At 74.0% G+C, this 25,471-nt stretch carries 25 protein-coding genes; 7 read left to right on the forward strand and 18 right to left on the reverse strand.

Annotated features, from left to right (window positions below; translation table 11 throughout):
• A partial coding sequence (locus UXQ13_RS21965; protein ID WP_336392983.1) for a fibronectin type III domain-containing protein occupies positions 1 to 1,874 on the reverse strand: 1,874 nt, incomplete at its 3' end.
• A 152-nt stretch (positions 1,875 to 2,026) separates the two neighbouring features.
• Between UXQ13_RS21965 and UXQ13_RS21970 the strand changes: the two genes are divergently transcribed.
• Positions 2,027 to 2,905, forward strand: coding sequence for a dioxygenase family protein (locus tag UXQ13_RS21970; RefSeq protein WP_225233638.1), 879 nt, complete (start codon positions 2,027 to 2,029; stop codon positions 2,903 to 2,905).
• 12 nt (positions 2,906 to 2,917) lie between these two features.
• On the opposite strand, the gene UXQ13_RS21975 is transcribed toward UXQ13_RS21970, so the two are convergent.
• The 6 genes from UXQ13_RS21975 to UXQ13_RS22000 form a co-directional block, all read right to left on the reverse strand.
• Positions 2,918 to 4,495 carry a methyl-accepting chemotaxis protein gene (locus tag UXQ13_RS21975; RefSeq protein WP_336392984.1) on the reverse strand — a complete coding sequence of 526 codons (1,578 nt, stop codon included), beginning with the start codon at positions 4,493 to 4,495 and terminating at the stop codon, positions 2,918 to 2,920.
• Between the two features lie 29 nt (positions 4,496 to 4,524).
• Complete coding sequence (locus tag UXQ13_RS21980) at positions 4,525 to 6,102, reverse strand: methyl-accepting chemotaxis protein (RefSeq protein ID WP_225233640.1); 1,578 nt, start codon at positions 6,100 to 6,102, stop codon at positions 4,525 to 4,527.
• Between the two features lie 157 nt (positions 6,103 to 6,259).
• Positions 6,260 to 6,667: a universal stress protein gene (locus tag UXQ13_RS21985; RefSeq protein ID WP_225233641.1), complete on the reverse strand. Its 408-nt coding sequence runs from the start codon at positions 6,665 to 6,667 to the stop codon at positions 6,260 to 6,262.
• On the reverse strand, positions 6,664 to 8,226 hold the full coding sequence (locus UXQ13_RS21990; RefSeq protein ID WP_225233642.1) for a tripartite tricarboxylate transporter permease: 1,563 nt from the start codon (positions 8,224 to 8,226) through the stop codon (positions 6,664 to 6,666). The genes UXQ13_RS21985 and UXQ13_RS21990 overlap by 4 nt, the downstream gene beginning before the upstream one ends.
• A complete protein-coding gene (locus UXQ13_RS21995) occupies positions 8,227 to 8,793 on the reverse strand; it encodes a tripartite tricarboxylate transporter TctB family protein (protein WP_225233643.1) in 567 nt (188 codons plus the stop codon).
• The gene (locus tag UXQ13_RS22000) at positions 8,790 to 9,773 is read right to left on the reverse strand and encodes a Bug family tripartite tricarboxylate transporter substrate binding protein (protein WP_225233644.1); all 984 of its coding nucleotides are present in this window, start codon (positions 9,771 to 9,773) and stop codon (positions 8,790 to 8,792) included. The genes UXQ13_RS21995 and UXQ13_RS22000 overlap by 4 nt, the downstream gene beginning before the upstream one ends.
• 247 nt (positions 9,774 to 10,020) lie before the next feature.
• On the opposite strand from UXQ13_RS22000, the gene UXQ13_RS22005 reads away from it, so the two are divergent.
• On the forward strand, positions 10,021 to 11,796 hold the full coding sequence (locus tag UXQ13_RS22005; protein ID WP_225233645.1) for a DUF5635 domain-containing protein: 1,776 nt from the start codon (positions 10,021 to 10,023) through the stop codon (positions 11,794 to 11,796).
• Positions 11,797 to 11,810: 14 nt separating this feature from the next.
• Here UXQ13_RS22005 and otsB read toward each other — a convergent pair whose 3' ends face one another.
• The 4 genes from otsB to crcB are packed head-to-tail and all read right to left on the reverse strand — an operon-like array spanning position 11,811 to position 14,721.
• A complete protein-coding gene (gene otsB / locus UXQ13_RS22010) occupies positions 11,811 to 12,551 on the reverse strand; it encodes a trehalose-phosphatase (RefSeq protein WP_225233646.1) in 741 nt (246 codons plus the stop codon).
• Positions 12,548 to 13,954 (reverse strand): alpha,alpha-trehalose-phosphate synthase (UDP-forming), encoded by a 1,407-nt coding sequence (locus tag UXQ13_RS22015; RefSeq protein ID WP_225233647.1) that lies wholly within the window; start codon positions 13,952 to 13,954, stop codon positions 12,548 to 12,550. The genes otsB and UXQ13_RS22015 overlap by 4 nt, the downstream gene beginning before the upstream one ends.
• A gap of 39 nt (positions 13,955 to 13,993) precedes the next feature.
• The gene (locus UXQ13_RS22020; RefSeq protein ID WP_225233648.1) at positions 13,994 to 14,347 is read right to left on the reverse strand and encodes a fluoride efflux transporter FluC; all 354 of its coding nucleotides are present in this window, start codon (positions 14,345 to 14,347) and stop codon (positions 13,994 to 13,996) included.
• Complete coding sequence (gene crcB, locus UXQ13_RS22025; RefSeq protein ID WP_225233649.1) at positions 14,344 to 14,721, reverse strand: fluoride efflux transporter CrcB; 378 nt, start codon at positions 14,719 to 14,721, stop codon at positions 14,344 to 14,346. The genes UXQ13_RS22020 and crcB overlap by 4 nt, the downstream gene beginning before the upstream one ends.
• A gap of 73 nt (positions 14,722 to 14,794) precedes the next feature.
• Here crcB and UXQ13_RS22030 point away from each other — a divergent pair, with 73 nt between their 5' ends.
• The gene (locus UXQ13_RS22030) at positions 14,795 to 15,895 is read left to right on the forward strand and encodes a CaiB/BaiF CoA transferase family protein (protein WP_336392985.1); all 1,101 of its coding nucleotides are present in this window, start codon (positions 14,795 to 14,797) and stop codon (positions 15,893 to 15,895) included.
• A gap of 58 nt (positions 15,896 to 15,953) precedes the next feature.
• On the opposite strand, the gene UXQ13_RS22035 is transcribed toward UXQ13_RS22030, so the two are convergent.
• Positions 15,954 to 16,403: a peroxiredoxin gene (locus UXQ13_RS22035; protein ID WP_225233651.1), complete on the reverse strand. Its 450-nt coding sequence runs from the start codon at positions 16,401 to 16,403 to the stop codon at positions 15,954 to 15,956.
• 204 nt (positions 16,404 to 16,607) lie between these two features.
• On the opposite strand from UXQ13_RS22035, the gene UXQ13_RS22040 reads away from it, so the two are divergent.
• From UXQ13_RS22040 to UXQ13_RS22050, 3 genes are all read left to right on the forward strand, one after another.
• Positions 16,608 to 16,973 (forward strand): hypothetical protein, encoded by a 366-nt coding sequence (locus UXQ13_RS22040; protein WP_225233652.1) that lies wholly within the window; start codon positions 16,608 to 16,610, stop codon positions 16,971 to 16,973.
• On the forward strand, positions 16,966 to 17,421 hold the full coding sequence (locus UXQ13_RS22045; protein WP_225233653.1) for a hypothetical protein: 456 nt from the start codon (positions 16,966 to 16,968) through the stop codon (positions 17,419 to 17,421). Before UXQ13_RS22040 ends, UXQ13_RS22045 begins: the two co-directional genes overlap by 8 nt.
• Before the next feature lie 61 nt (positions 17,422 to 17,482).
• Positions 17,483 to 19,792 carry a SpoIIE family protein phosphatase gene (locus UXQ13_RS22050; RefSeq protein ID WP_336392986.1) on the forward strand — a complete coding sequence of 770 codons (2,310 nt, stop codon included), beginning with the start codon at positions 17,483 to 17,485 and terminating at the stop codon, positions 19,790 to 19,792.
• A 108-nt stretch (positions 19,793 to 19,900) separates the two neighbouring features.
• On the opposite strand, the gene UXQ13_RS22055 is transcribed toward UXQ13_RS22050, so the two are convergent.
• The 4 genes from UXQ13_RS22055 to UXQ13_RS22070 are packed head-to-tail and all read right to left on the reverse strand — an operon-like array spanning position 19,901 to position 22,563.
• Entirely contained in the window at positions 19,901 to 20,416 is a 516-nt protein-coding gene (locus UXQ13_RS22055) for a flavin reductase family protein (RefSeq protein ID WP_225233655.1), read from the reverse strand.
• Positions 20,413 to 21,351 carry a hydroxymethylglutaryl-CoA lyase gene (locus tag UXQ13_RS22060; protein ID WP_225233656.1) on the reverse strand — a complete coding sequence of 313 codons (939 nt, stop codon included), beginning with the start codon at positions 21,349 to 21,351 and terminating at the stop codon, positions 20,413 to 20,415. Before UXQ13_RS22060 ends, UXQ13_RS22055 begins: the two co-directional genes overlap by 4 nt.
• Positions 21,352 to 21,373: 22 nt before the next feature.
• The gene (locus UXQ13_RS22065; RefSeq protein WP_225233657.1) at positions 21,374 to 21,787 is read right to left on the reverse strand and encodes a VOC family protein; all 414 of its coding nucleotides are present in this window, start codon (positions 21,785 to 21,787) and stop codon (positions 21,374 to 21,376) included.
• A gap of 29 nt (positions 21,788 to 21,816) precedes the next feature.
• Positions 21,817 to 22,563 carry an AIM24 family protein gene (locus UXQ13_RS22070; protein WP_225233658.1) on the reverse strand — a complete coding sequence of 249 codons (747 nt, stop codon included), beginning with the start codon at positions 22,561 to 22,563 and terminating at the stop codon, positions 21,817 to 21,819.
• Positions 22,564 to 22,637: 74 nt separating this feature from the next.
• On the opposite strand from UXQ13_RS22070, the gene UXQ13_RS22075 reads away from it, so the two are divergent.
• Positions 22,638 to 23,870 (forward strand): AGE family epimerase/isomerase, encoded by a 1,233-nt coding sequence (locus tag UXQ13_RS22075; protein WP_225233659.1) that lies wholly within the window; start codon positions 22,638 to 22,640, stop codon positions 23,868 to 23,870.
• Here UXQ13_RS22075 and UXQ13_RS22080 read toward each other — a convergent pair.
• Both UXQ13_RS22080 and UXQ13_RS22085 read right to left on the reverse strand, forming a co-directional pair.
• Positions 23,854 to 24,939: a M20 family metallopeptidase gene (locus UXQ13_RS22080; RefSeq protein ID WP_225233660.1), complete on the reverse strand. Its 1,086-nt coding sequence runs from the start codon at positions 24,937 to 24,939 to the stop codon at positions 23,854 to 23,856. The genes UXQ13_RS22075 and UXQ13_RS22080 overlap by 17 nt on opposite strands.
• A 37-nt stretch (positions 24,940 to 24,976) precedes the next feature.
• A partial coding sequence (locus UXQ13_RS22085; RefSeq protein WP_336392987.1) for a hypothetical protein occupies positions 24,977 to 25,471 on the reverse strand: 495 nt, incomplete at its 5' end.

Genomic DNA, 25,471 nt, shown 5'->3' on the forward strand with positions numbered 1-25,471 from the left:
CCGTCCCGCAGCACCCGGTAGGTGGCCAGGTCGGGCTCGGTGTTCGCCGTCCAGGAGAGGGTGACCCGCTGCTCGCCGCGGGCCACGGCCAGGCCGACCGGGACGGCCGGCGGGGTCAGGTCGGTGGGGGTGGCGCTGACCGCGGCCGACGCGGCGGACCGGTTGCCGTGGGTGTCCACCGCGACCAGCCGGTAGGCGTAGGACCGGTCGTTGGTCAGGCCGGTGTCGGTGTACGACGTCCCGGTGACCGTGGCCACCTCGACGCCGTCCCGCAGCACCCGGTAGGTGGCCACGTCGGTCTCGGGGTTCGCCGTCCAGCCGAGCTGGACCCGGCCGTCGCCGCGCACGGCGGTCAGCCCGGTGGGCGCGGACGGGGGCGTGAGGTCCGTCGGGGTGGCCGACACGGCCGCCGAGGCCGCCGACCGGTTGCCGTGGGTGTCCACGGCGACCAGCCGGTAGGCGTACGCGGTGTCGTTGGCCAGCCCGGTGTCGGCGTAGGAGGTGCCGGTGACCGTGGCGATCTCAACGCCGTCGCGCAGCACCCGGTAGGTGGCCAGGTCGGCCTCGGCGTTCGCCGTCCAGGTCAGGTCCACCCGGCCGTCGCCGCGCACCGCGGCCAGCCCGGTCGGGACGGCGGGCGGGGTCAGGTCGGTGGGCGTGGCGTTCACCGACGCGGAGGGGGCCGACCGGTTGGTGTGGGTGTCCACGGCCACCAGCCGGTAGCCGTAGGTGCGGTCGTTGGTCGGCCCGGTGTCGGTGTACGACGTCCCGGTGACCGTGGCGATCTCCACGCCGTCCCGCAGCACGCGGTAGGAGGCCAGATCCGGCTCGGTGTTCGCCGTCCACGACAGCGCGACGCTCTGCTCGCCGCGGACCGCGGTCAACCCGGTCGGCACCGCCGGCGGGGTCAGGTCGGTGGGGGTGGCGTTGATCTGGGCGGTCGGGACCGACCGGTTGTCGTGCCCGTCGACCGCGACGAGCGAGTAGCGGTAGGTGCGGTCGTTGACCAGGCCGGTGTCGGTGTAGCCGCGGGTGCCGGCCGGGATGGTGGCCACCTCGACCCCGTCGCGCAGCAGCCGGTAGGAGGTCACGTCGGTCTCGGGGTTGGCCGCCCACGACACCGTCACCTGGCCGTCGCCGCGCTCGGTGAGCAGCATCGTCGGGGTGCCGGGCGGGGTCAGGTCGGTGGGCGTCGCCGCCACCGGCGGTGCCGACGAGTTGGACCACTGCCGGGAGACGTCGATCGCCTGGACGCGGTAGCGGTAGGTGGTGTCGTTGACCAGGCCGGTGTCGGTGAACGTGCGCCCGGTGAGCGTCCCGCTGACCGGGGTGCCGTCGCGCAGCACCTGGTACCCGGCCAGGTCGGGCTCGGTGTTCGCCGCCCAGGTCACGGTGACCTGGCCGTCCCCGCGGACCGCGGCGACCCCGGTCGGCGCAGCCGGGGCGACGCCGTCCCGCGGGTAGCTCGACGCCGTCGCCGGGACCGTGCCGGTGGCCGTCTGCAGGCCCAGCAGGTTGTAGCTGGTCCTGGTGAAGACCTGGACCGTGTAGTCGGTGCCGTTGGTCAGCCCGGTGATGGGCGTCGTCGTCGTCGTGCCGGTGACGGTGGTCTGGTAGGAGCCCACCTTGACCACGTACCCGCTGCGGTTGGGCTCCGTCGAGGCCGTCCAGGTCACCGTCGTGAACTGGCCGTTGCCTGGGGTGATGACCACGTTGGTCGGGGGCAGCGGGTTGCTGTCGCTCGCCTCGACCAGCGCAGGGGTGTCGACCGGTGGCGTCGCGACGGCGAGCAGCACCCCGCCCAGCAGGGCGGCGCCGAGCGCGGCCCGGACGAGGGCCCACCTCAGGCGTCGACCGCCCGGTCGCTGATCCACGTGGAACATCCCCTGTCCGCCGCCCGCACGAGCGCTCCTCCTCGTGTCGGCAGGTCCGCCCCGCGACAGCAGCCGATGCCGTTCCGGATCACCCCATCGGGGGTCGGGGGCAGATACTTGATTTCTCAAGTACTTGGGCCTACGGTCGGGCCATGACCTCGATCTTCGACCCGCGCGTCCCGGCCGCCGCCTTCGACGAGTTCCTCGTCGACGCCCTCCCCGCCGCCCGTGAGCAGCGGAGCTGGACCGAGGCCGACGGCGCGCTGCCGAGCCTGTACCTCAGCCACGGCGCACCGCCGCTGTTCGACGACGGCCCGTGGATGCGCGACCTGCACACCTGGGCGTTGTCCATGCCCAAGCCCAAGGACGTGCTGATCGTCAGCGCCCACTGGGAGTCCGCCCCCCTCTCGATCTCGTCGTCGGCTGCGCAGACCCCGCTGGTCTACGACTTCGGCGGCTTCGCCCGCCGCTACTACGAGATGACCTACGCGACGCCGGACGCGTCGGCGCTGGCCCGCCGGGTGGCCGGCGCGATGCCGGACTCCGAGCCGCTGCACGAGCACCGCGACCGCGGCCTGGACCACGGCGCCTGGGTGCCGCTGAAGGTGATGTACCCCCTCGGCGACGTCCCGGTGCTGCAGCTGTCGCTCCCGACGCACGACCCGCACCGGCTGCTCGACCTCGGCCGGCGGATCCGGGAGCTGCGCGAGGAGGGCACCCTGGTGATCGGCTCGGGGTTCATGACCCACGGGCTGCCCTTCCTCACCCGTGAGTCGATCGCCTCGGGCCAGGTGCCCTCCTGGTCCCGGGACTTCGACGACTGGGCCGCCGAGCTGCTGGCCGCCGGCGACGTCGAGGGCCTGGCCCGCTACGCCGCCGACGCCCCCGGCCTGCCCTATGCCCACCCCACGGTGGAGCACCTGAGCCCGCTGTTCGTCACGCTCGGTGCCGCCGACGAGCCGGAGCGTCCGGTCACCACCACGATCGACGGCTACATGATGGGGCTGTCCCGGAGGTCCTTCCAGCTCTGAGCCCCTCCCGGGCTAGGTGCGGAAGGTGCTCACCGTGGCCCGCAGATCACCTGCCATCCGGGCGAGCTCGTCCACCGCGGACCGGCTCTGGCCCAGGGCCTCGGTGGTCGCCCGCGCGGCCCCCGAGACGCCGGTGATGTTCTGCTCGATCTCGGTCGTGCCCGCTGCGGCCTCGGCCACCGACCGGGACATCTCCTGGGTGGTCGCGGTCTGCTCCTCGACCGCGGAGGCGATGGTGAGCTGGTAGTCGTTGATCTGCGCGATGACCGTGCCGATCCGCCCGATCGCGTCGACCGCGCCGCCGGTGTCGGTCTGGATCGCCGTCACCCGCCGGATGATCTCCTCGGTGGCCAGGGCCGTGGCCTGCGCCAGCTGCTTGACCTCGTCGGCCACGACCGCGAAGCCCCGGCCCGCCTCGCCGGCCCGGGCCGCCTCGATGGTGGCGTTGAGCGCCAGCAGCTTGGTCTGGCCCGCGATGGCCGAGATCAGCTTGACCACGTCGCCGATCTCCTGGGACGACTCGCCCAGCCGGCCGATCGTCGCGTTGGTGTCCGCGGCCTCCTCGACCGCACCGGCGGCGACCCGGGCGGCCTCGCCGGCGTTCTGGGCGATCTCCCGGATGGAGGCGCTCATCTGCTCGGCACCGGCCGCCACGGTCGCGACCGACCGGGACACCTCGCCGGCCGCCGCGGTCGCGGCACCGGACTGCCCGGAGGTCTGCTCCGCCGAGACCGAGATCTGCGCGGAGGACTCGGCCAGGCCGGCCGCAGCGCCCGCCACGGCGTCGGCCGAGCGGACCACCGAGCCGATCAGCTCGCGCAGCGAGGCCTGCGCGGCCTGCAGCGCGCGGCCCATCTGGCCGATCTCGTCGTTGCCGCGGACGCCGAACTGCACGGTCAAGTCGCCCTCGGCCAGGGCCTCGAGACCCAGCTTGAGGCGCCCCACGGGTCGGACGACGGACAGGTAGGTGTCCCGACCGACCTTCGCCACGCCGGCCAGGCCGAGCAGCGCGATCAGCGGTCCGGCCCAGGTGGTGATCTGCACCGTGCGGGCCAGCTCGGCGCGGGCGTCGGCCAGGTCGGCGTCCAGGGCCTCGGTGGCGGCCGCCACGGCCGCGCCGGTCGTGTCCTCCGCCGCCTGCACCTCGGTCCAGCGCCGCCGGGCCGCACCCTGGTCGGCGACCGCGTCGGCCACGAAGGCCGAGACGGTGCCGGCGTAGTCGGTGGCCGACGTGCCCAGGGCCTGCACCGCCTGCGCGGCGTCCCCGTCCAGCGCTGCCCCGCCGACCTGGTCCACCAGCTCCTGCACCCGCTCGCCGAGCCCGGCCACCTGGCCCTGCTGGCTCTGCGGGTCGGCGCGGATGAGCGCCTCGTAGGCCTCGACCTGCAGCTCGCTGGTGCGCTGGCCCAGGGCCAGGACGTCCGAGCGGGCGGCCGACAGCTCGTCGACCCGCCCCGACGACGCGACGACGGTCGCGTTGCCGAGGACGAGGGCCGTCACCAGCGCGCCCACGGCGGCCAGGACGACGAGCCCCAGCACCGTGCCCTTGAAGCGGAGGGAGCGGTAGGCCAGCCCGCGACGACGTCGCACCGGCGCCCCACCCTGCGCGGCGGCCCTGGTCACCAGGTGAACGTCCCCACCGTGGTGCGGAGCTCGCCGGCCATGCGGGCCAGCTCGTCCACGGCGACCCGGGTCTGCCCCAGCGCCTGCGTGGTCGCCCCCGCCGCGCCCGACACCCCGGTGATCGTCGACGCGATCTCCGTCGTCCCGCCCGCGGCCTCGGCCACGCTGCGCGACATCTCGTTGGTCGTCGCCGTCTGCTCCTCGACCGCACTGGCGATCGTGAGCTGGTAGTCGTTGATCTGCCCGATGACCGTGCCGATCCGGCCGATCGCCGCCACCGCACCACCGGTGTCGGCCTGGATCGCCTCCACCCGCCGGGCGATGTCCTCGGTCGCCCGAGCGGTCTCCTGCGCCAGCTCCTTCACCTCGTTCGCCACCACCGCGAAGCCCTTGCCCGCCTCGCCGGCCCGCGCGGCCTCGATGGTCGCGTTCAGCGCCAGCAGGTTCGTCTGCTCCGCGATGCTCGTGATCACCTTGATCACGTCACCGATCTCCTTCGACGACACACCCAGCTTGGTGATCGTGGCGTTGGTCCGCTCGGCCTCGGAGACCGCGTCCGCGGCCACCCGGGCCGCCTCGTTGGCGTTCTGCGCGATCTCCCGGATCGACGCCGACATCTCCTCGGCACCGGCGGCGACCGTCGCCACGCTGCGCGACACCTCGTCGGCCGCCGACGACACCGACCCCGACTGCACGCTGGTCTGCTCCGCCGACGCCGCGATCTGCGCCGCCGAGGCCGACAGCTCCTCGCTGGAGGCCGCCACCGCGTCCGCCGACCCGACCACCGAGGCCATCAGCGAGCGGAGCTGGCCCTGCGCGGTGCCCAGCGCCTCGGCCATCCGGCCGAGCTCGTCCCGGGAGTGCACGGTCGGGGTGACCGTGAGGTCGCCGTGCTCCAGCGCCTCCAGGGACACCTGCACCGAGGACACCGAGCGCTTGATGCCGCGGATGACGTACCAGGCGACCAGCGAGCCGAGCAGCACCATGGCGACCAGCCCGCCGACCATGGTCCAGATCGCCTGGGCGGCCTTGGCGTCGGTCGAGACGATCTGCGTGGCGGCCTCCTCGCTGGACCGGTCGGACTCCGCGGAGAAGTCGTCCATCACCGAGTCCACCGCCGACTGCAGCGAGCCGGTCAGCACCGTCGCGACGCCGGCCTGGTTGCCCGCGTCGGCCGCCGGGACCAGCTGCTGGTCGGCGATCGTGTAGTAGGTGTTCAGGTCCGACCGGAACTGGGCCCAGGCCGCGGCGTCGATGGCGTGGTCGGCGTAGTCCTCGACCTTCTGGTCGAACTCCGTGCGGCGCTCGGCCAGCTCGGCGGCCATCTCCTCGCGGCCGTCGTCGTCCAGCAGGGCGTAGCCGGCGTACCGGGCCCGGTCGCCCTGGTAGGCGCGCTGCAGCTCGCCGAGCGCGACCAGCTGGACGATGTGGCCGTCGTAGAGGTCGTTGGCCTCCGCGCGCAGGAAGGACAGGCGGGACAGCGCCAGCCCGGTGAGGGCTGCGGCGAGCAGGCAGACGACCGCGACCACGGCGCCGATCTTGATCGAGACAGATCTGTCGGTGAACCAACGCACGGTGTACTCCCAGGCGACGAGCCGGCTGAGCTGCCGGTCACACCCGTCCCTACGGTCCCACCCGCCCCAGGGTTGAGCCGCCCTGGTCCATCGTCACCGAACCGCACCCTGACCTGCGGGTCGTCGTCCTGCGGCGGTCGACTTCTCGACCGCCCGGTCAGCTCTCCCGGGGGGAGCTCTTGACGCCGAGGATCGGGCAGTCGACGTCCAGCAGGATCCGCTGGGCGGCCGAGCCCATCAGCAGCTTGCCCACCGCCGAGCGCTTCCGCAGGCCGATGACCAGCAGTTCTGCCCCGGTCTCGGTGCAGGCCGCGGCGAGCTCCTCGGCCACGTCGCGGCCGCGGACGGGCTGGCGGATCTCGGTCTGCAGGCCGGAGGCGGCCAGCTCGTCGTGCAGCGCGCGGAGCTGGTCACCGCGGAGGAACTCCTCGTCGACCAGGGCGTCGCCGCGGGAGGAGTTGACCACCACGAGCAGGGCCTCGCGGCGGTGCGCCTCGAGGACGGCGTGGTCCAGCGCGGCCCGGCCACGGGGGTGGGGGACGTAGCCCACGACGACGGCGCTCACGGGGTGCCTCCCTCTCGGTTCGCTGCGGTCTGCACCTCTCGATCCTCCTCCTGCTCCTGGGCCACCTCGGCCGGGGTCGCCCGCCGCCCGCGCACCGCGCGGAGCACGACCGGCCCGACCAGGGCGAGCAGGGCCAGCAGCAGCACGACCCGGCTGAACCAGCTGTCCACCAGCACCGAGAGGTCGCCGTCGCTGATCGCCAGCGCCCGGCGCAGGTTGGTCTCCGCGATCGGCCCCAGGATCAGCCCGATCACCGCCGGGGCCACCGGCCAGCCGAACCGGCGCATCGCGAACCCGAGCAGGCCCAGGCCGAGCAGGATCACCAGGTCCAGCGGGTCGGCGTTCACCGCGAACGAGCCCAGCGAGGCGAAGGTGAGGATGCCCGCGTACAGGTAGGGGCGCGGGATCTTCAGCAGCTTCACCCACAGGCCGACCAGCGGCAGGTTCAGCACGACGAGCATGACGTTGCCGATGAACAGCGACGCGATCAGCGCCCAGACCAGCGGGCCCTCGGTGGTCAGCAGCGTCGGGCCGGGCTGGATCCCGTAGCCCTGGAACGCGGCCAGGATGATCGCCGCGGTCGCCGAGGTCGGGATGCCCAGCGTCAGCAGCGGCACCAGCACACCGGCGGCGGAGGCGTTGTTGGCCGCCTCCGGCCCGGCGACGCCCTCGATGGCGCCGTGGCCGAACTCCTCGGGGTGCTTGGTGAGCTTCTTCTCGGTGGCGTAGGAGAGGAACGTCGGGATCTCCGCACCGCCGGCGGGCATGACGCCGAACGGGAAACCCAGCGCGGTGCCGCGCAGCCACGGCTTCCACGACCGGCGCCAGTCCTCCTTGGTCAGCCACCCGCCCTTGTGGTCGATGACCTGCACCGACCCCTTGCGCAACCGGCTGGCCACGTACAGCGCCTCGCCGACGGCGAACAGCGCCACCGCGACCACGACGACGTCGATGCCGTCGGAGAGCTGCGGGATGCCGAGGGTGAACCGCTCCTGCCCGGACAGGACGTCGGTGCCGACCAGGCCCAGGTACAGCCCCAGGCACAGCGCCGCCAGCCCGCGCAGCGGGGAGGACCCCAGCACGCTGGCCACCGCGACGAACGCCAGGACGGCGAGGGCGAAGTAGTCCGCCGTCGTCACGTTGATCGCGACCTGCACCAGGGTCGGCGCGACCAGGGCGAGCAGCAGGGTGGCGATGGTGCCGGCGACGAACGAGCCGATCGCCGCGGTGGCCAGGGCCGCGGACCCGCGGCCGGCCTTGGCCATCTTGTTGCCCTCGAGCGCGGTCATGATCGACGCGGACTCACCGGGGGTGTTCAGCAGGATCGACGTGGTCGACCCGCCGTACATGCCGCCGTAGTAGATGCCGGCGAACATGATCAGCGCGCTGGTCGGCTCCAGCACGTAGGTGGCCGGCAGCAGCAGGGCCACCGTCATGGCCGGGCCGATGCCCGGCAGCACGCCGACGGCGGTGCCCAGCAGCACGCCGAGCAGCGCGAAGAGCAGGTTGACCGGGGTGATCGCGTCGGCGAACCCGCCGAGCAGGTCGGAGATGGCCATCTAGAACCAGCTCGTCAGGAACTCGAGGACGATCCCGCCGGGCAGCGCCACGTTCAGCGCCTTGACGAAGATGATCCAGACGACGCAGCCGACGGTCAGCCCGACGAGGAACGGCCGCACCGCCGCCACCGGGGTCAGCCGGCCCTGCAGCGTGGTGGCCACCGCGGCGAACATCAGCGCGACCGCCAGCGGCCAGCCGACCACGTTGATCAGCAGCGCGTGCGCCACGAAGGCCACCGCGATGACCGCGACGGCCCGCCAGTCGGTCGGGGCGTCGGGGTCGACGTCCTCGCCGTCGTCGGCCGGGCCGCGGTCCCCGCGCAGCACCCGCAGGGCCAGCAGGGCACCGGTGAGCACCGACAGCCCGCCGACCGCGTAGGGGAAGAACCGCGGGCCGACCGTGTTGCTCGACCCCGGGATCGCGATCGCGCCGGCGTCCACCAGGAGGTAGACGCCCAGGGCGGCCAGCAGCACCGCAGCGACCAGCTCGCCGTTGAACGACCCCGGCCGCTGGGCCACCGGGGTCGCCGGGGTCTCCGCGGCGACCGACTCCTCCGCCTCGTTCACTGGATCAACCCGATCTCGGTGAGGACCTGGCGCACGCGGGTCTCCTCCTCGGCGAGGAACTCGCCGTACTCGTCGCCGGTCTGGAAGGTGTCCAGCCAGCCGTTGGCGTCCAGTGCCTCGGCCCACTCATCGGTGTCGTGCGCCTCGGTGACCAGGGCGATCAGGTCCTCGCGGGCGCCGTCGGACATCCCCGGCCGGGCCATCAGGCCGCGCCAGTTGGTGACCTCGACGTCGAAGCCGCTCTCGACGATCGTCGGGACGTCGGGGACCTGGTTGGACCGCTCGGCGGTGGAGACCGCGATGCCCTTGAGGTCACCGGCCTGCACCTGCGGGCCGTAGTCCGCGGTGCCGGAGATGCCGGCGGCGACCTGGTTGCCCAGCAGCGCGGCCAGGGACTCCCCGCCGCCGGAGTAGGCGATGTAGTTGACCTCGACCGGGTCGATGCCGGCGGCCTGGGCGAGGAGCCCGGCCAGGATCTGGTCGGTGCCGCCGGCCGAGCCGCCGGCGATGGGGGTGCCGCGGGGGTCCGCCGCCCAGCCCGCCACGAAGTCCTCGAGGGTGTCGTACGGCGAGTCCGCCGGCACGACGATCAGCTCGGTCTCGGCGATCAGCTGGGCGATCGGGGTGACGTCGTCCAGCCGGGTGGTCGAGTCGTTGGTGTCGATGGCGCCCACCATGACCAGGCCCATCATCATCAGCAGCGCGTCGTCGTCCTCGCGGGCGAGCTGGCCGATGCCGATCGTGCCGCCGGCGCCCTCGACGTTGAACACCTGCACGTTGCGGGCGACCCCGGCCTGCTGGATCACCCGCTGCAGGGTCCGGGCGGTGGTGTCCCACCCGCCGCCCGGGCTGGCCGGGACCATCATCCGCAGCCGGGAGAGGTCCCCGGGCTGGACGACGGTGCCCGCGCAGGCGGCCACGGTGGACAGCGCCGGCAGCGCGAGCGCCCCGGCCAGGAACCCACGTCGGGTCAGCGCCACGGGCTGCACCCGGGCTGGTCGGCGATCACCTGGCCACCGTAGGTGAGAGCGCGCTGTGCGTCACATGTCCGTTGTGACCACAAGGGGGTCAGACGGCGAGCGCGACCGCCAGGGCCTCGAGCAGGTCGCGCACGCCCGAGGTCGCCACTCGCCAGGGGCGGTAAAGGCGTACAGCGTGCACATCTTGGTAGACCAGTGTTGCTTTAGCATCTAGCTAAACCCACACTTGGATGGGAGAGTTGAATCCGTGCTGCCTTTCAGCCCGCAATCGGACCTCCTCGAAGCTAGAGCCAGCCTCCGTGCCGAGGTGGATGAGTGCCTGGACAAGCTGGCAGCCGGAGCTCTACCCGAACTGGTGGAGCGCCAGAGGGTCGACCTGAAGGAAGAGGCCGGACGGCGGGGCAGCGGTGGAGTCCTCCTCCCGGGCGACCCGCACAACTTGGCTGCAGCGGACCATCTGGCGCGAGAGGTCGCATGCCTCGCCAACACTCCAGGTGGCGGGGCCTTGATCGTGGGGGTCGAGGACCGCAGCGGCGCACTGTTCGGCGCAGCGCTCGATGCCGAGTGGCTTCGCCAGCGCATCTACCAACGGGTCGACGTCGCGCCGGCCGTCGAGGAACGCATCGTCGCCGGAGCCCGGTTGCTGGTGGTGTTCGTCGCCGAGGCCCGCGAACCGGTCGAGGACCAGGACGGAAACCTCAGATGGCGTACGGGATCGAGCTGCCAACCGGTCGACCGTGCCGAGTGGTGGCTGCACCGACAGGACATCGCCGGAGCCGACCCCATGGCCGCTGTCACCTCTCGCACCGTCGTCGACGTGCCGGACGGCGCCATCGTCGCTGCACGCGCTTACCTGCAACGCAGTGGTCTCGAAGGTGTACCCCGTACCCGCAGTTCGAGCGAGCTGCTTGCCTGGCTCGGAGTGCTGCGGCCCGACGGTCACCTCACCCAGGCGGGCGCCTTGGTCTTCTGCGCCAGCGATCGCACCCTGCTGTCCCTGTCCGTCCTCGACGTCGAGGGCGGTGATGTCCTGGCTGCCCCGCTGGACCTGAGTGGACTCAGCCTCATCGAGCAGGTCGCCGTCGTGGAGCAGCGTCTGGACAGCGTGAACACGTCCATCACGCTCACGGGATCATTCGCAGAGGAGCCAGTTCGCCGGTTGCCTCCCCGGGCCATCCGCGAAGCAGTCCTCAACGGCGTGATCCATCGTGACTGGATGCCACGTGACCCTGTGGAGATCACGTGGATCGAAGCGGACTCAGCCCTCCAGGTCGTCAGCCCCGGCGGCTTCGTCGGGGGCATCACCGCGGCCAACGTCCTCACGCAACGCTTCGCCAGGTACCCCGCGCTCGCTGATCTCTTCCGCGGCATGAACCTCGTGGACAAGCGAGGCCTCGGGGTGGATCGCATGGTCCGCGAGATGGTGACCTTGGGTCATCGCCGTCCCATCGTCGACGAGCAGTCGAACATCCGGGTCCGGGCGCGGCTCACCGGCGGTGCACCTGTGCTGCCGGTCATGGCGCTCGTCTCGGCCATCCAGCCGGCGGTACGGCGCCGCGACGTCCGCATCGCCCTCATCGTCCACACGCTGCTGCACGAGCCGTTCATCACCGCCGATGGTTTGGTGGACGTCCTGCAGCGGGACGGCGCCGAATGCGCAGAAGCGATCGACACGGCCCTGGAGTGCCGGGTGGGTGACCAGCCGTTGCTGGCGCGCGTCAAAGACGTGTGGACCTTGTCCGCCGCGGCGCTCGGCCTCCTCGAGACCAAGGAGGCACGCCTGGCCTTGCGATCCCGGGGAGTCCTGCCCTACCGACGTCCAGAAGATCCTCGTCGGGTCATCCGCGCCTGGCTGATGGCGCACGACCGCATGACATCCGGAGACCACGCCGCACTCACCGGGCTGTCTGTGGGTGGGGCTCTACGGCAGCTCGAGCGCCAGGCCGCGGAAGGCTTCTTGGCGCGAGGAGACGAGATCGGCAGGAACGCCCACTTCACCCGCGGGCCGTCGTTCGCCGCCTGAAGAGACGCACGACCTCAGACCGCGAGCGCGACCGCCAGGGCCTCGAGCAGGTCCCGCACGCCGTCCAGGTCGGGCACCCGGAGCTGGGCGGCGGTGTCGCCGTCGCCCACCTTGACCGTCACGGCGCCGACCCGGGGGGCCAACGCGGTGAACGCGTCCTCGTCGGTGCGGTCGTCGCCCAGGTAGAGCACGCCGTCGGCGCCGAGGGAGTCGGCCAGGCGGAGCACCGCCGTCCCCTTGTCGGCGTCGGTGACCGCGAGCTCCAGCACGTCCTTGCCCGGCTTGGCGGTGTGGTGCGGCCCGGCGGCCGCGGCGGCCCGCTCCAGCAGGGCCGCGGCGGCGGGACGGTCGGCCACGGTGCGCACGTGCACGGCGACCGCGGCGGGCTTGACCTCCAGGCGGGCGCCGGGGACGGCGTCGACCAGCGGCTGCACCGCACCGACCAGCAGGTCCCGCTCGGCGGCGACCCCGGCGTCCAGGCCGTCGTCGAACTCCGCGCCGTGGCTGCCGACGAACCGGATCGGCGCGCCCAGCCCGGACGTCGTCCGCAGGTCGTCCAGGCCGCGGCCGCTGACCATCACGACCGTGACGCCGTCGGCGCCGGCCAGGCGGCGCAGCAGGTCCGGCGCCCACTCCTCGGGCACGGCCTCCCCGGGGACGTCCCGCAGCCGGGCGAGGACGCCGTCGTAGTCGCTGGCCACCAGCAGCGGCCGGCGGTCGGTCAGCCGGGTCACGACCTCGGCGACGGTGCTCACGCGGCCTCCTCCTGCAGGGCGGCGAAGAACGACCCGGCCCAGTGCTCCAGGTCGTGCTTGGCCAGGTACCGGCGCATCGCCTTCATCGCCCTGGCGGACTCCTCGGGGTCGGCCCGCAGCGCCCGCATCAGCTGCTTCTTGACGCCGTCCTTGTCGTGCGGGTTGACCAGGTAGGCCTGCTTGAGCTCGGCGGCGGCACCGGCGAACTCGCTGAGCACCAGCGTGCCGCCGTTGTCGCCGCGGGCGGCCACGTACTCCTTGGCCACCAGGTTCATGCCGTCGCGGTAGGGCGTCACGAGCATGACGTCGGCGGCCCGGTAGAGGGCGGCGAGCTCCTCGCGCGGCATCGACTGGTTGAAGTAGTGCACCGCCGGGCCGCTGGTGGAGCCGAAGACCCCGTTGATGTGCCCGACCTGCTGCTCGATGGTCTCCCGCATGTGCACGTAGTGCTCGACCCGCTCCCGGGACGGCGTGGCCACCTGCATGAAGACCGTGGACGGTGCCTCGACCAGCTCGTCCTCCAGCAGCTCCAGGAAGACCTCGAGCCGGACGCCGATGCCCTTGGTGTAGTCCAGCCGGTCGACGCCGAGGATCACCTTGTCCGGGTTGCCCAGTTCCTCGCGGATCTGCTTCGCCCGGGCCAGCACCTCGGGGCTGCGGGCGAGGGAGTCGAAGACCGACACGTCGATCGAGATCGGGAACGCTTTGGCGGTCACGGTGCGGCCGTCGTAGCTGATCGTGGAGCCCTTGGTCGGCAGGTCGTGCAGCCGGCGGGCCAGCTGCACGAAGTTCGCCGCCGCGGCCGGCATCTGGAAGCCGATCAGGTCCGCGCCCAGCAGGCCCTCGACGATCGCGTTGCGCCAGGGCAGCTGGGTGAACAACTCATAGGGCGGGAACGGGATGTGCAGGAAGAACCCGATGGTGAGGTCCGGGCGCAGCTGGCGGAGCATCGCCGGCACCAGCTGCAGCTGGTAGTCGTGCACCCAGACGATCGCGCCCTGCCCGGCGACCTCGGCGGCCTTCTCGGCGAACCGGCGGTTGACCTGCACGTAGCTGTTCCACCAGGTGCGGTGGTACTCCGGCTTCTCGACCACGTCGTGGTACAGCGGCCACAGCGAGGCGTTGGAGAACCCCTCGTAGTACTGGTCGACGTCGTCGTCGCTGAGCTCCACCGGCACCAGCTGCATCCCGCCGGACTCGAAGGGCTCGGGCGCCTCGCCCGCCGACCCCGACCAGCCCACCCAGGCCCCGCCCCGGCCGGCCACGAACGGCTCCAGCGCGGTGACCAGGCCACCCGGGCTGCGGGTCCAGCTCACCGAGCCGTCGGCGGCGACGACCTGGTCGACGGGCAACCGGTTGGCGACGACGACGACGGGGCTCTCGGACTTCTGCTGATCAGCCATACCGGGTCGACCCTACTGAGCGCCGGCCCCCACCGCAGGTCAGCGGACGATCCCGTACCCGATCGAGGCCGCGGCGACGCCCAGCAGCACCGAGCCGGTCAGGTACGCCAGCGCCCGGCCGACCCGCCGCTCCTCCACCAGCCGGACGACGTCGAACCCGAAGGTGGAGAAGGTGGTCAGCGTGCCGCAGAAGCCGGTGCCCACCAGCGCCACGACGGCGGGGGAGAGGTCGCGCGCGCCCACGACGAGGCCGAGCAGCAGGCTGCCCGCGACGTTGACCACGAGGACCCCGACGACGCTGCCCGCGCCCCGCCACCGCACCGCCAGCCGGTCGGCGGCGTACCGGACCGGTGCCCCGACCAGCGCGCCGAGCACCACCCACAGCGCCGTCACCGGGCCACCCGCCGTCCCACCAGCAGCCCGAGGACGACGGCGGCGAGCCCGCCCACCACGCTGACCAGCAGGTACCCCACCGCGACCGGCCACCGACCGGCGTCGGCGAGCTGGACGGCGTCGACGGCGAACGCGGAGAAGGTGGTGTAGCCGCCGAGCACCCCGGTGGCCAGGAACGGCCGCAGCCACGGGTGCCCCGGGGCGCGGGCCAGCAGCACGGCCAGCAGGACGCCGATGGCCAGGCAGCCGGTCAGGTTGACGGTGACCGTCGCCCACGGCCAGGTACCGGCGGTGTGCGGCAGCCCGAGGCCGACCCCCCACCGCGCCAGCGCCCCGGCGGCCCCGCCGAGGGCCACGACGCCGGAGGTCCGCACGGTGCGGCAGCATGCCACCGAGGCCCGCGCCCGGTGCGGGGGCGGCTCATCCGACGAGCGGGAGGACGGCGACGTGGCCGGACCGTTGCAGGGCGTACGGGTCGTGGAGTTCGCCGGGCTGGGCCCCGGCCCCTTCTGCGGGATGCTGCTGGCCGACCTGGGCGCCGACGTCGTCCGGATCGACCGGCGCTCCCGGGGCGGCGGGCTGGTCGGGTCGCTGGGCGCGACGTCGCTGCTGGACCGCGGCAAGCGCTCGATCGCCCTGGACCTCAAGGACGACGCCGACCTGGCCGTCGTCCGCGCCCTGGTCGCCCGGGCCGACGTGCTGCTGGAGGGCTTCCGGCCCGGGGTGATGGAGCGGCTGGGCCTGGGCCCGGAGCAGGCGCACGCGCTGAACCCGGCGCTGGTCTACGGCCGGATGACCGGCTGGGGGCAGACCGGACCGCTCGCGCACAGCGCCGGCCACGACATCGGCTACATCGCGCTCACCGGCGCGCTGGGCGCCACCGGCCGGCCCGGCGAGCGGCCCGCGCCGCCGATCAACCTGCTGGGCGACTTCGGCGGCGGCGGGGTGTTCCTGGCCCTGGGGGCGGTGGCGGCGCTGCTGCACGCCCGGGCCACCGGCGAGGGCCAGGTGGTCGACGCCGCCATCGTCGACGGCACCGCGGTGCTCACCACGATGATCCACGGGATGCTCGACACCGGGGCCTGGACCGACGCCCGGGGCGCGAACCTGCTCGACACCGGGGCGCCGTTCTACGACGTCTACGCCTGCGCCGACGGCACGTTCCTGGCCGTCGGCGCCCTGGAGGAGCAGTTCTACGCCGCGCTGCTCGAGGGCCTGGGCCTGGCCGGGGACCCGACGCTGCCCGACCGGTCCGACCTCGCGGCCTGGCCGGCGCTGCGGGCGCGCTTCGCCGAGGTCATCGGGTCACGCACCCGGGCGGAGTGGTGGGCGGTCTTCGCCGGCACCGACGCCTGCGTGGCGCCGGCCTGGTCGCTGCTGGAGGCCACCTCCGACGAGCACAACCGCGAGCGCGGCGTGTTCGTCGAGGTGGACGGGGTGGTGCAGCCCGGGGTGGCGCCGCGGTTCTCGGCCACCCCGGGTGCGGTCGGCGCGGTGCCGACCGCCGGCCAGCACGACGCGGAGATCCGGGCCGAGCTGGGGATGTGAGGTTCCCGGCCGGGCGGGGGAGTGGCCACCGCCCGGCCGGAGCTTCAGGAGGGCGCCATCACTTGGGGGCGAGCGCCGACAGCGCCTTGCCGGCGTGCTTGGCGAAGGAGAACTCGCTCTTGATGACGTCCCGGACGACGCCGTCGGTGCCGATCACCACGGTGTGCCGCTTGGTCGGCGCGGCCTTCCAGCCGCGGTTGGTGCCGTAGGCGGTGCAGATCGAGCCGTCGGCGTCGGACAGCAGGGGGTAGTCGAAGCCGTTGCCGTCGGCGAACGCCTTCTGCTTGGCGATCGAGTCCTGGCTGATGCCGACCCGCTGGGCGCCCACCGCGGCGAACTGCGACGCCTCGTCGCGGACGGTGCACATCTCGGTGGTGCAGCCGCCGGAGCTGGCGAGCGGGTAGAAGAAGAGCACCACCGGCCCGCTCTGCAGCATCGTGGACAGCCGGCGGGGCGTGCCGTCCTGGTCGGGCAGCTCGAAATCGGGGGCGACGTCACCGGTCTTCATGACTGTCCTTCGTGCCGAGCGGGCGAGGTGGTTCGGCCGGTTCCACGTGGAACCGCCCGCAGGTGATCACGGACCCGGGACCGGCGCCACTCGGCGCAGCGGTTGTGGGTGTCCTGTGCCGTGGGTGAGCGGCCCGGCGGGTCGGCGCGACCCGATCGCCGCCGCCGTCCCGTCGCGCTGGGAGGATGGGCCGGTGACCGCCCGGTGAACACCCCCCTCGTGGCCCTGGCCACCGTGGCAGCCCTGGTGGTCGCGGCGCTGGGCGGGCTGTCCACCGTGCTGCGCCGCCGCACCGGCCTGGCCCACCTGGTCGCCGCCGGCGTCCTGGAGGCCGTGCTCCTGGTCCAGTCGGCCGTGGTCGTCGTCGCGCTGGCCGGCGGGGAGCGACCGCCGGAGACCGCGACGTTCCTGGCCTACCTGGTCAGCGTGGTGCTGGTGCCGGTCGCCGGCGTGCTGTGGTCGCGCACCGAGCCCACCCGTTGGGCCGGCACCGTGCTGGCCGTCGCGGCGCTCGTGGTGGCCGTCATGGTCTGGCGCCTGCTGCAGCTGTGGGAGGCCACCGGTGGCTGACCGCCTGGGTGCACCCGCCGCCGGCGGGGACGACGCCGGCAGCACCTCGCGCGGGCCCGGCCGGGTGCTGGTCGCCCTCTACGGCGTGTTCGCCCTGGCCGCGGGCGCGCGGGCCGCCGTCCAGCTGGCCACCCAGTTCGACGAGGCCCCGGTGGCCTACCTGCTGTCCGCCTTCAGCGCCGTCGTCTACCTGGTCGCGACCGTCGGGCTGGCCCGCGGCGGCCGGTCGGGCCGACGCACGGCCGTGGTGGCCTGCGGCGTCGAGCTGGTCGGCGTCCTCGTGGTCGGCACGCTGTCGCTGGTCGACCCCGCCGCGTTCCCGGACGCGACCGTCTGGTCGGGCTTCGGGCAGGGCTACGGGTTCATCCCGCTCGCGCTGCCGGTGCTCGGCCTGCTGTGGCTGCGCCACCTCGGCGAGCTGGAGCGCGACCGACCCGCCTCCCCCTGACGCGGGGGGCGGTCCGGTCTCCCGGGCAGATCCGTCGTGCGCCACCGGTATCGTCCACCCCGTGCAGCAGGTCCCCGACCCCTCCGGGTCCGACGTGCCCGCCGAGGCCGCCGCCCTCGTGTCCGGAGCAGTCGCGAACCCCGACGACAGCCAGGACCGCGCCCACCAGGCAGGTGCCGTGGGCGCGGCGACCGCGCTGGTCTCGGCCACCGACTCCGCCGCCAGCGCCCGGTCGGCGCTGCCCGGGGTGCTGGTCGACGTCCCGGTGGGCGTCCTGGTCATCGACCAGCGGGCCGGCACCGTGGTCTACGCGAACACCGCCGCCGTCGAGCTGGCCGGCAACGTCTCGCTGCCGGTCGCCATCGACGAGTGGGGCACCTCCGCCGGGCTCACCGACCTGTCGGGCCAGCCGCTGGAGAGCACCGGCAGCCCACTGTCGGTGGTGGCCGAGGGCACCCCGGTGGCCGGGGAGGCGGTGCGGCTGGGGCCGCGCGGCCAGCGGGAGGAGCTGACCCTCTGGGTCACCGGCTTCCCGCTGTCCCAGGACGCCGAGGACGAGCAGCTGGCCCTGGTCGTCTTCCTGCAGATCGACGGCGCCCGCGGCGACGCCGACCCCGACGCCCGGATGCAGGCGCTGCGGGACCGGGCCGTGCTGGCCACCGACATCTGCTTCACCATCACCGACCCCCGCCGCGAGGACGACCCCCTGGTGTGGGTGAACCCCTCCTTCACGCGGGTCACCGGCTACACCGCCGAGGAGTCGGTCGGCCGCAACTGCCGGTTCCTGCAGGGCCCGGCCACCGACCGGGCGAAGGTCGCCGAGATCGGCCGGGCGCTGGACCAGCGGCAGGTGGTCACCGAGACGCTCCTGAACTACCGCAAGGACGGCACCGCGTTCTGGAACCAGCTGTCGATCAGCCCCGTCTTCGACGGGTCCGGCGAGCTGGTCAGCTTCGTCGGCGTGCAGACCGACGTCACCGAGCGGGTCCGGGTCGAGGGCGAGCGCGCGGCCGCCTTCGCTGCCGAGCAGACCGCCCGGCGCGAGGCCGAGGTCGCCCAGGCCGTGGCCGAGCAGGCCAGGGCCGACGCCGAGACCGCCCGCGAGGACGCCGAGGTGGCGCAGAACCGGCTGGCGCTGATGGCCGAGGCCACCAGCTCGCTGACCGCCACCCTCGACCGGACCGAGCTGCTGGACCGGCTGGCCGACCTGTGCGTGCCGCTGCTGGCCGACTGGATCTTCGTGACCGTCGTCGACGCGTACGGCACCGTCGAGGAGACCGCCGGCCGGCACCGGGACGGGCTGGCCGACGAGCTGCGGGCGATCAGCGCCCAGCACGCCATGCACCTGACCCCGGGCTCGCCGAGCCGGCAGGCCATGGAGCGGCGGCAGCCGGTGCTCATCGAGCAGATGACCTCCGACCGGCTCGACGACGTGTTCGCCCACTCCGTGACCCGCGCGGCCTACGACCGGCTCGGCGGGCACGCGGTGCTCGCCGTCCCGATGATCGCCCGGCGGCGCGTGCTGGGGTCGCTGGCCCTGGTGCTGACCGACGACGAGCGCGGCTTCACCACCGAGGACACCGAGCTGGTGCAGGACCTCGCCCGGCGGGCGGCGATGGCCCTGGACAACGTGCGGCTCTACCAGGCCGAGCACGAGGTGGCCGAGACGCTGCAGCGCTCCCTGCTGCCCGAGCTGCCCGAGATCGCCGGGGTGCAGGCCGCGGCGCACTACGTCAGCGCCTCGACGGCGGCCGACGTGGGCGGCGACTTCTACGACCTGCTCGAGCTGCCCGACGGCGCGATCGGCGTGGCCATCGGCGACGTGGTGGGCCACGACGTCGCCGCCGCGGCCGCGATGGGCCACCTGCGCGGGTTGCTCCGCGCCTGCATGTGGGACGCCACCGACCCCGACCCGGGCTCGGTGCTCGGCCGGGTGGACCGCCTGGTGCAGGGCCTGCACGTGGCGTCGATGGCGACCATGGCCTACGTCCGCGCCGTCCCGCCGGCCGGGGAGGGCCAGCCGTGGCAGCTGGTCGTGGCCGACGCCGGGCACCCGCCGCTGCTGCTGCGCTACCCCGACGGCCGGGTCGAGGTGCTCTCCCAGGCCCACGGCCTGCTGGTGGGCGTGGACGGCGCGACCCGGCGCACGAGCGTGCACCTGGAGGTCCCGGCCGGCACCACGCTGGTCGGCTACACCGACGGCCTGATCGAGCAGCCCGGGGCCGACCTGGACGAGGGCATCGCCGCGCTCGTGCAGCGGCTGGTCGACGCCCCGGCCGACGCGCTGCCCGTGGACGTCTGCGCCCGCGCGGTGGACACCGCCCTGGACCGCCGGGACGACATCGCCCTCATCGCCGTCCGCTTCGGGTAAGGCAACGCGGCGTGGATCAGCTCAGCTGATCACCGTGCGTCCTGGCTCACCGACGCCGGTGAGCCAGGACGGAGTCCGATCAGCTGAGCTGATCCACGCCCGAGGAGGTCAGGCACCCGGCGGCGGGACGACGGCGGCCTGCAGGCCGTAGGCGCCGCGGTGGAAGACCAGCGGGGTCTTCTGCGCCGTGGCGCCCAGGTCCAGCACCCGGCCGACGACGATCGTGTGGTCGCCGCCGTCGTGCTCGGCGTACAGCTCGCAGTCGATCCAGGCCACCACGCCGTCGAGCACCGGCGACCCGTGCGCGGACGGCGACCAGGTCACCCCGGCGTACTTGTCGGTGCCCGAGCGGGCGAACTGGGAGCTCAGCCCGTCCTGGTCGTCGGCCAGCACGTTCACGCAGAACCGGGCGATCGCGCGCAGCCGGGGCCAGGTGGTCGAGGTGCGGGCGGGGGCGAAGGCGACCAGCGGCGGGTCCAGCGACAGCGAGCTGAAGGACTGGCAGGTGAACCCGATCGGCCCGTCCGGCTCGGTGGCGGTGACCACGGTGATGCCGGAGGCGAAGTGGCCCAGCACGTCCCGCATCACCCGGGGGTCGACGATCTCCTGCGGCTGCTCGCTCATGCCGGTGCGAACGTCCCGCGCGGCGCGTTCTTCCCACCCGCCCGGTGCAACGAGGACGGCAGCTCTCGGCCGACGGACCGCTCCGTCACCGCCGCGGCGACCAGGACGGCGTCCAGGTCCATGCCGGTGGCCACCCCCGAGTCCTCCAGCCAGTAGACGAGCTCCTCGGTGGCGATGTTGCCGCTGGCGCCCGGGGCGAACGGGCAGCCGCCCAGCCCGCCGACCGAGGCGTCGAGCTGGGTGACCCCGGCCTGGACGGCGGCCAGCGCGTTGGCCTGGCCGGTGCCGCGGGTGTCGTGGAAGTGCACGCCCAGCGGGACGCCGGGGGAGACCCGGCGCACCTCGTCGACCAGCCGGACCACCCGCAGCGGGGTGGTGGTGCCGATGGTGTCGCCCAGGCACATCGCGTCGGCGCCGGCGGTGACCGCGGCCCGGGTGACGTCGACGGTGCGGTCGACCGGGGTGCGGCCGTCGAACGGGCAGTCCCACGCCGTCGCCACGATCACCTCCAGCGAGCCGCCGGCGCCGTGGGCCAGCGCGGCGATGTCCCCGACCGCGGCCACCGCCTCCGACGTCGAGCGGCCGGCGTTGGCCCGGGAGTGCGAGTCGGCCGCGCTCACCACGTACTCCAGGTCGGCGATCCCGGCGTCCACCGCCCGCTGGGCACCGCGCAGGTTGGCCACCAGCGCGGAGAACCGCACGTCGGTGAACCGGTGCAGCTCGGCGGCGACCTGGTCGGCGTCGGCGAGGGCCGGCACCGCCTTCGGGGAGACGAACGAGGTCACCTCGATCCGCTGCACCCCGGTGGCGACCAGCGCCTCGAGCATCGCGAGCTTTCCGGCCAGCGGCACGGGGTCCTCGAGCTGCAGGCCGTCGCGCATGCCCACCTCGCGGACGTCGACGGCGGGGGGCAGGACCAGGTCGAAGTCGTTCACACCCCGATCCTGCCCCGCGCCGTCAATCCCGGGGCGCCGCGGTGATGTTGACCATCCACGGCGTGCCGAACCGGTCGACCATCGCGCCGTACTCGTCGCCCCACATCTGCACGGCCAGCGGCATCTGCACCTGGGCGCCCTCGGCCAGCGCGGCCCACCACCCGCGGAGCTTCTCGGTGTCGGTGCCGCTGATGCACACCGTCGTCCCGGCGGCCTTCTCGAACCCCATGCCCGGTCCGGTGTCCGAGCCCATGAGCAGGATGCCGTCGGGGGTGTCCACCTGGCCGTGCATGATCCGCTCGGCGTCCGGGCCGTCCATGCCGAACTCGGCGAAGGTGTTCAGCGTGAGGGTGCCGCCGAGCACGCGCTGGTAGGTCTCCATCGCCTCGCGGGCGGTGCCGTCGAAGCTCAGGTAGGGGCACAGGTTCGCAGTCATGCCCTCAGGACGCCCGGGCGGCGGAGAACTCATCGGCCGCCCAGCAACCCGCCGAGCGCACCCCCGAACCCGCCCTCGCCGGACTGCTGGCCGGAGCCCGAGCCGCCGATCGCGCTGACCGGCGGCTCCTCGGACGCCTGGACGACGACGAAGCCCTGGCCGGCGAAGGACAGCGTGAACCGCTCGCCGGTGGTGCGGCCGATCAGCGTGCCCAGCCCGAAGGAGTCGTTGACCTGCACCCCGGTCTGCAGGGACGACGACCACGCCACGGCCGCCTGCGGGTCGGCGTAGGTCGGCTGGTCGACCACCAGCACCACCGGCTGGCCCTTGGTGGTGATCGCGATCCGGCCCACGCCGGTGAACACGCAGTTGAACAGGCCGGCGCTGCTGCTCATCCCGGCCCCGGAGACCCGCCGGATGTCGTAGGACAGCGAGGAGTCGAAGGCCAGCACGTTGGCCCCGTTGATGGTCAGGCCGTCGGAGCCGTCCAGATCGATGACGTGCACGTCCTGCGCGGCGTCGGCGAGGAAGAGGTCGCCCCGGCCGCGCACCTTCATCAGCGGTACGCCCTCGCCGGTGAGCTTCTGCTTGATGAACCCGCCGATGCCGCCGGAGCCGAGGGCGTCGAAGGACAGCTGGCCCTGATAGGCCACCATCGACCCGGCCCGGGCGAAGACCTCGCCGTCCAGGCCGACCCGGCACATCTTGCTGCCCTGCTTCTGGATGCCGGTCGCCTGGCTCTCCGCGAACTCGGGGGCGAACAACTCGCTGCGCATGCGTCTCTCCTCGATCGGTGGTCGTGGCGCGGCCATCCTGCCGGGGTCGGGGGGCGGCTGGCTACGGTCGGGCGGTGACCGCGCGCGAGCACCTGGAGACCCCCGAGCTGGACCGGCTGCTGACCACCGCCGCGGCCGCGGCTGACCCGGCCGGCGGGTTCGGCTGGCTGGACGAGCACGGGCAGCGCACGCCGGGGAAGGTGCCCGAGACCTGGATCGTCGCGCGGATGACCCACGTGTTCGCCCTCGCCGCGGCGTGGGGCCGGCCCGGCGCGGCCGAGCTCGCCGAGCACGGCCGGCAGGCGCTGGTCGGGGTGCTGCGGGACGCCGAGCACGGCGGCTGGTGGTCCACCGCCGACGGGGCGGTCGAGGAGTACCCGAAGCAGGCCTACGTGCACGCCTTCGTGCTGCTGGCCGGCGCGACGCTCACCCGGGTCGGCCTGCCCGGCGGCCCCGAGCTGCTGGCCGACGCGCTGCAGGTCTGGGACGACCACTTCTGGGACGACGAGGCGGGCGCCGCCGTCGAGGAGTGGGACGCCGGGTGGACGGCGTGCTCGGCCTACCGCGGCGCCAACGCCAACATGCACGCCGTCGAGGCCCAGCTCGCCGCCGCGGACGCCCTGGCCTCGACCGGGGACGACGCCCGGGCCGCGCAGCTGCGGGACCGCAGCACCCGGATCGCGCAGCGGGTGGTGGGGGAAGCCCGGGCCCGGGACTGGCGGCTCCCGGAGCACCACGACGCGGACTGGACGGCGCTCCCGGAGTTCAACCGGGACCGGCCCGCCGACCCGTTCCGGCCCTACGGGGTGACCGTCGGGCACCAGTTCGAGTGGGCCCGGCTGGTCGCCCACCTGGGCACCGTGGTCGAGCTGCCGCCGGAGCTGGCCGCGGCGTCGGGGGAGCTGTACCGGGTGGCGGTGCAGCGCGGCGGGTCACCCGACGGGCACCCAGGCTTCGTCTACACCCTGGACTGGGCCGACCGGCCGGTCGTCGACGCCCGGATGCACTGGGTGATGGCCGAGGCGCTGGCCGCGGCGGCCGTGCTGGGCGCGGTCACCGGCGAGGCGGGGTACCGGGCCGACCACGAGCACTGGTCGAACCTGGTCGAGCTGCTGGTGCTGGACACCCGGACCGGCAACTGGCACCACGAGCTGACCCCCGAGGGCCAGGTCGGGCACACCACCTGGACCGGCCAGCCCGACGCGTACCACGTGGCGCAGACCCTGCTGCTGCCCCGGCTGCCGGTCACCGGCAGCCTGGCGGAGTCGGTCGCCCGGGTCGTGGACGGCGTCACCGCCAGCGGCTGACGACCTCGCCGAACACCCGGGCAGCCTGCTCCAGCTCGGCCACCTCGACGTACTCGTCCCGGGCGTGCATGACGGCAGGGGTGCCCGGGCCCCAGACCACGATCGGGGCGCCGCCCGCGACCGGTCCGAGCACCGAGCCGTCGGTGAAGTAGGTGGCCGGCTCCGGCCGCACCACGGCGGGCAGGCCGCGCACCCACGGGTCGTCGGCCGGGGTCAGCAGCGGCGGCAGGTCCACCCGGACGTCGACCTCGGCCACCTCCGGCTGCGCCCGCCACCAGGCCTGCAGCGCGGCGGCGTCGCCGACCGTGCGCATGTCCACCACGACCTCGGCGGCATCGGGCACCACGTTGGGCACGGTGCCGCCGCTGATCACGCCGGGGTTCCAGGTCTCGGTGCCCAGGAAGTCGTCGTGCGCCAGCGGCAGCTCCGCCCCGGCCCGGGCCAGCACCGCGACCAGGTCCAGCACGGCGTTGTGCCCCAGGTGCGGCGTGCTGCCGTGCGCGGCCCTCCCCGCCGCCCGGACGGCGAGCCACAGCGCGCCCCGGTGGCCCAGCACCACCTCGTTGCCGGTCGCCTCCGGGACGACCACGGCCCCGGTGCGGGTCCCGGCCAGCGCCCGGGCCGCCACCTGGGCGCCCTTGGAGCCGATCTCCTCGTCGCTGGTGAGCAGCAGCGCCACGGGGATCTCCGGGTCGGCGCCGGCCAGCGCGGCGACGGCGGCCACCAGACCGGCCTTCATGTCCGAACCGCCGCGGCCCCAGACCCGGCCGCCCTCGTGGTCGGCGCCGAAGGGGTCGCGCTGCCAGTGCCCGGCATCCGCGGCCGGCACGGTGTCCACGTGGCAGGCGAAGACCAGCCGGGGCCGCCCCGGGTCGGTCGGCGTGCTCAGCAGCGTCCAGGGCCGGTCGGCGTCCTCGCCGTCGCGCCGCTGCAGGTGCGGTGCGTGCGCGGTGAGGACGTCGGTGACCACGCCCATGACGTCGCGCTGCGGGCGCGGGTCACCGGAGACGGTGGGTCGGCGGACCAGCTCGCGCACGAGCTCCACGGGGTCGAGGGCGTCGGTTGCCATCACCCCACCCTGCCGGTTCCACGTGGAACCGGCAGCGTCACCAGGTCGGCGGGGCCGGCGGCGTCGGCTGGGCCAGCCGGGCGCCGGTCGTGCCGCGGACGTGCTCGACCCACCCGCCGACGACCGGCAGCCCGGCCAGGACGGCGGCCACGACCGGGGGCGGGAGCAGGAAGACGACCAGCAGGGCCTGGCCGAAGGCCGACCCGTAGGAGTTCGCGGCGCTGACGACGGCCTGCAGCAGGACCGCCAGCCCCAGCGCCGCACCGGCGCCGACGACGAACCAGCGGTCGGCCCCGGCCAGCAGCCGGACGCCGCCGACCACCGCGGCCACCCCGGCCGGCAGCCCGACCACCACGCCGAGCCAGGTGCCCGTCCCGCCGTCGGACCCGGCCAGCAGCACGATGCCGACCAGGCCCCAGAGCATCCCGATGCCGCCGGCGATGAAGGCCAGGACCGCGGCGGCGCCGGCCTGCTGCGGTCGACCCGGCCCCTTGGGCCAGGCCGCCGGCGCCGCCGCGGTCCTGGCCTTCAT

It is taken from the genome of Klenkia terrae (assembly GCF_037083865.1).
GTDB lineage: Bacteria > Actinomycetota > Actinomycetes > Mycobacteriales > Geodermatophilaceae > Klenkia > Klenkia terrae.

What these genes read in the sequence shown, in the direction of transcription:
- UXQ13_RS21970 (WP_225233638.1), top strand. Translation starts at nt 2,027, where the DNA reads ATGACCTCGATCTTCGACCCGCGCGTCCCGGCCGCCGCCTTCGACGAG.
- UXQ13_RS21990 (WP_225233642.1), bottom strand. Translation starts at nt 8,226, where the DNA reads ATGGCCATCTCCGACCTGCTCGGCGGGTTCGCCGACGCGATCACCCCG.
- UXQ13_RS22015 (WP_225233647.1), bottom strand. Translation starts at nt 13,954, where the DNA reads ATGGCTGATCAGCAGAAGTCCGAGAGCCCCGTCGTCGTCGTCGCCAAC.
- UXQ13_RS22035 (WP_225233651.1), bottom strand. Translation starts at nt 16,403, where the DNA reads ATGAAGACCGGTGACGTCGCCCCCGATTTCGAGCTGCCCGACCAGGAC.
- UXQ13_RS22055 (WP_225233655.1), bottom strand. Translation starts at nt 20,416, where the DNA reads ATGAGCGAGCAGCCGCAGGAGATCGTCGACCCCCGGGTGATGCGGGAC.
- UXQ13_RS22065 (WP_225233657.1), bottom strand. Translation starts at nt 21,787, where the DNA reads ATGACTGCGAACCTGTGCCCCTACCTGAGCTTCGACGGCACCGCCCGC.
- UXQ13_RS22070 (WP_225233658.1), bottom strand. Translation starts at nt 22,563, where the DNA reads ATGCGCAGCGAGTTGTTCGCCCCCGAGTTCGCGGAGAGCCAGGCGACC.
- UXQ13_RS22080 (WP_225233660.1), bottom strand. Translation starts at nt 24,939, where the DNA reads ATGGCAACCGACGCCCTCGACCCCGTGGAGCTCGTGCGCGAGCTGGTC.